This window comes from Opacimonas viscosa, from assembly GCF_024199005.1.
Taxonomy (GTDB): Bacteria; Pseudomonadota; Gammaproteobacteria; order Enterobacterales; family Alteromonadaceae; genus Opacimonas; species Opacimonas viscosa.
On record NZ_JANATA010000102.1, the window covers coordinates 1 to 275 of the forward strand.

A 275-nucleotide genomic window follows, 5' to 3' on the forward strand; every position below is an offset into this window, starting at 1 on the left:
TTTGATTTCAAAAGGCCATACCGCAACCTGTTCAAAATCCAGATCGTTCATTTCTTTCAGGCGAGACACGTCAAACTTCATTTTTTGCCTCCCTTCGCTTTCTGCTCTGCCTCGCGCTGGGCGTTGGCAAGTACCTGGCTAATTGAAAAGGTCAGCGTGAATTCACTGACAGCGTCACTGGCGCTGGTGTCGGCCACAATGGAAGACAAATCACCGGCAGTGAAGACTTTGGACTTTTCCAGCTGTCGCATAAACTCAGCCAGACGGTTGTTCGA

Annotated in this window: 1 protein-coding gene; it reads right to left on the reverse strand. The window is 49.5% G+C overall.

Annotation, left to right across the window (positions count from 1 at the left end; genetic code table 11):
• Positions 1–77: 77 nt before the first annotated feature.
• Positions 78–275 (reverse strand): PilN domain-containing protein (locus NLF92_RS12870; RefSeq protein WP_254102604.1); only part of this gene is annotated, 198 nt, incomplete at its 5' end.